This is a genomic window from Providencia sp. 6390, assembly GCF_058148425.1.
Genome location: NZ_JBYVYL010000025.1, coordinates 1 through 2,679, shown reverse-complemented (window position 1 = coordinate 2,679; position 2,679 = coordinate 1). Strand labels below are relative to the sequence as shown.

The 2,679-nt window shown below is 44.3% G+C and carries 3 protein-coding genes and 1 pseudogene; all 4 read left to right on the top strand.

Annotated features, from left to right (window positions below):
* A pseudogene (locus AC3Z9T_RS21335) lies at positions 1-1,369 on the top strand (hypothetical protein); the annotation flags it as partial.
* Positions 1,369-1,869 (top strand): hypothetical protein, encoded by a 501-nt coding sequence (locus AC3Z9T_RS21330; RefSeq protein ID WP_490128056.1) that lies wholly within the window; start codon positions 1,369-1,371, stop codon positions 1,867-1,869. The pseudogene AC3Z9T_RS21335 and the gene AC3Z9T_RS21330, both read left to right, overlap by 1 nt.
* A 113-nt stretch (positions 1,870-1,982) precedes the next feature.
* A complete protein-coding gene (locus tag AC3Z9T_RS21325) occupies positions 1,983-2,306 on the top strand; it encodes a hypothetical protein (protein ID WP_490128055.1) in 324 nt (107 codons plus the stop codon).
* A gap of 33 nt (positions 2,307-2,339) precedes the next feature.
* Positions 2,340-2,679 (top strand): hypothetical protein (locus tag AC3Z9T_RS21320; RefSeq protein ID WP_490128054.1); only part of this gene is annotated, 340 nt, incomplete at its 3' end.

Sequence of the window (2,679 nt, the reverse complement as noted above, 5' to 3'; positions counted from 1 at the left end):
GAACTTTGGGTTGTGTGATTACAGCACCTACACCTGTGGTATCGATGCCGCTATAGCGCAACCCAATCAAGGCTCCCTCTCTTTTTTGAGTTTATTGGGTATTGGCACTGCCAATGCCGTCGTAGCGCCTATGCCACCGGTACCTATCGGCGGATTCGGGGGAGGAGCTGCGGCAGGTGGTGCTATTGGTCAACAAGGTATTAATTCACCGGACATCAACCAAGACTCAAAGCGATTCGCTTTTCAGTCTGAAAATGACTACGCAATAGCCAAAGGCGTGTCGAAGGGATTCAGTACGTCGGGTTGGTTTGACAGTGCTCGCGTGTTGCTTGCGATGGTACCGAATTTCTATGAAGGGGATAGCATAACGCAGCCAGACTTACTTGAGATTGCTGAAATAGGCGGAACAGCCCCAACGCGTTTACGGGTGGGTTTTGCCTCATCGGTTTCGGCTGAAGCTGCAATCGCAAAGGCAAGTGCGTCTCAACTGATTGCGTATCATACCGAACGAGACAGTGGACTTGACCAAGTACCTGTCATTAAAGGTCAACTAGCCTCTCATGCGGAAACTCGTGAAATACTGAGTTTACCGATAAATCAGCGCAGCGATGGTTTGCCTTCGGCGATGTCTTCTCTGGAAGTGTATCGCTTTGATGTGGGGGCTGGTCGAGTGATTTACATGGTAGTGACGGAGTCAGGTCAAATCGCGAATTTATCGATACGCCTTGATGATTTACCCGAGATCCCACGTTTACCACCGAGTGAACGACCTGAGCCGAAAAAAATAGAGGCTCCGGAAGGTATTAGTATCCCAGATATTGATCCAAGACCCATAGGTTATCCAATACCGGAGGATGATATCCGTTGGGTAAACGAAGGGACACCGATCCCCGAGCAACGAGATTTAGATGATTATATTCTGACGGTTGACAGAAAGGATGTGAAGCCTGCTTATACGAGTTTAAATACTCAAATACCGGGACTTGATAAGCCTCTTAGAGAGCCCCATCCAGATTACCCACCGAATCAAGATGTGTTAGATAGAATGAACTCTTCTGAATACCAGTCTAAAATAAAAGACAGTCGATATGACTGCTCTGAAATTGCAAGAGATTTACATAGTGCAGCTGATGGTAAAGGCGAAATTCTTGAAGTGAGATCGGTAGAAAAATATGGCTCAATAAATGTATTCGAAAATGGCGTTATTGAAGAGGGTATGGATTATCATCAAGTCTATTCGGATGGACAATATATTTATGAACCTCGTATATCATCTCAAGCGATGCCTAAAGGGGATTGGGAAAAACATATTAAAGGTATAAATGACTGCCAGATTAAGATTACTGATAAACCTAAAGGACTAAGATAATGGATATTAAAAATAATCAAGGTGATGAACTGTTACTCGTTATAAAGAAATATCTAGTTTTAGAGTGGGTACATTGTAGTCGAAGATTCAAGAAAACATTCATTGATCCTAGTAATATTCTCGATGGAAAACTGTGCGTTATTGATACTATTAATGAACTGCCATCGACAAATTTTCGCCCTGTAGATGAGAGAAATCAACAAGATTTTATTTCTCTTTTAAAATATGCGGTTGAATCTTATCGTGGTAAAATTGATTGGCTTCTAACCGGAAGGCAGAAAACAGATGCACCGGAATATAACTGGGGTATTGAACCTGCTATATTGCATAAACAGAAAATTATTGATGAAGCTAAAAAATTAAATTTAACAAGTAAAGAGTACCTAGCCCAAAAAATGCCTGAATTAGGAGTAATTGCTTATGACGATCTAGTTAATCTTGCTAAGCATGTAGATAGCTATTTGGCGAAACATTTTTCACCACTGCATATCATTAAATAAAAGCTAGTGACCCTTGTAAGATCATTTTAATTAGGCTTACCTGACGGTATTAATTCAGTGAACAGCACCGCGCAGGTGAATTTAACGCAGGATTACCTGAGACCGTTCACCGCATGACGGCAGGGCAAATCAGCCGTTCAGCCCACTACCAACAACGGGATGAAGGCTATCAATTGTGGTTTCCCTACGACCACCATCGTGTGATAGCAATTAAACGCATCGCCGAACCGGTATTTGCCAAATCTATCTTGCGCGGCGAAGGCAATACCGATGCGGGTGACGCGGTTGAAGACTTAGCAAACTTTGGGTTATGTGATTACAGCACCTACACGTGTGGTATTCCGTCAACGACTGAACAATCTGAATCTGAAGCTAACTGGGTTTCCTCCTTATTCAGTACCGTTGGCTATGCACTCAATCCGATTGGAACGGCATAAGCATTTCCTGTCGGCGGTGCTTTGGGTGGAAGCATGGGAATGGGCGCCAGTGGTGGTGTTGCCGGTGCTGCCGTAGGGCAACAAGGGAACGATTTTGGATGGGGTACCACACAACAGAGCTCAAATCAGCGCATCGCCAATGGACTAGAGCAAACTTTGCGAAAACCACCCCCATTAGTCATGAGCGCCAGTATCCTTTTCGCTATGGCGGCTAACTATTATAAAGGTGATAGTTTAACCCAGCAGGATTTATTGGAAATTGCGGATATGGGAGGAACGGCACCGACGCGTTTGCGAGTGGGCTTTGCCTCAACTGATGAAACCGCAGTCGCAATGGCGGCGGCATCACAGCTGATTGCACTTCATACTGAGC

Excerpts from the sequence above, each read along its gene's own strand:
- AC3Z9T_RS21330 (WP_490128056.1), top strand. The coding sequence starts at position 1,369 with ATGGATATTAAAAATAATCAAGGTGATGAACTGTTACTCGTTATAAAG.
- AC3Z9T_RS21325 (WP_490128055.1), top strand. The coding sequence starts at position 1,983 with ATGACGGCAGGGCAAATCAGCCGTTCAGCCCACTACCAACAACGGGAT.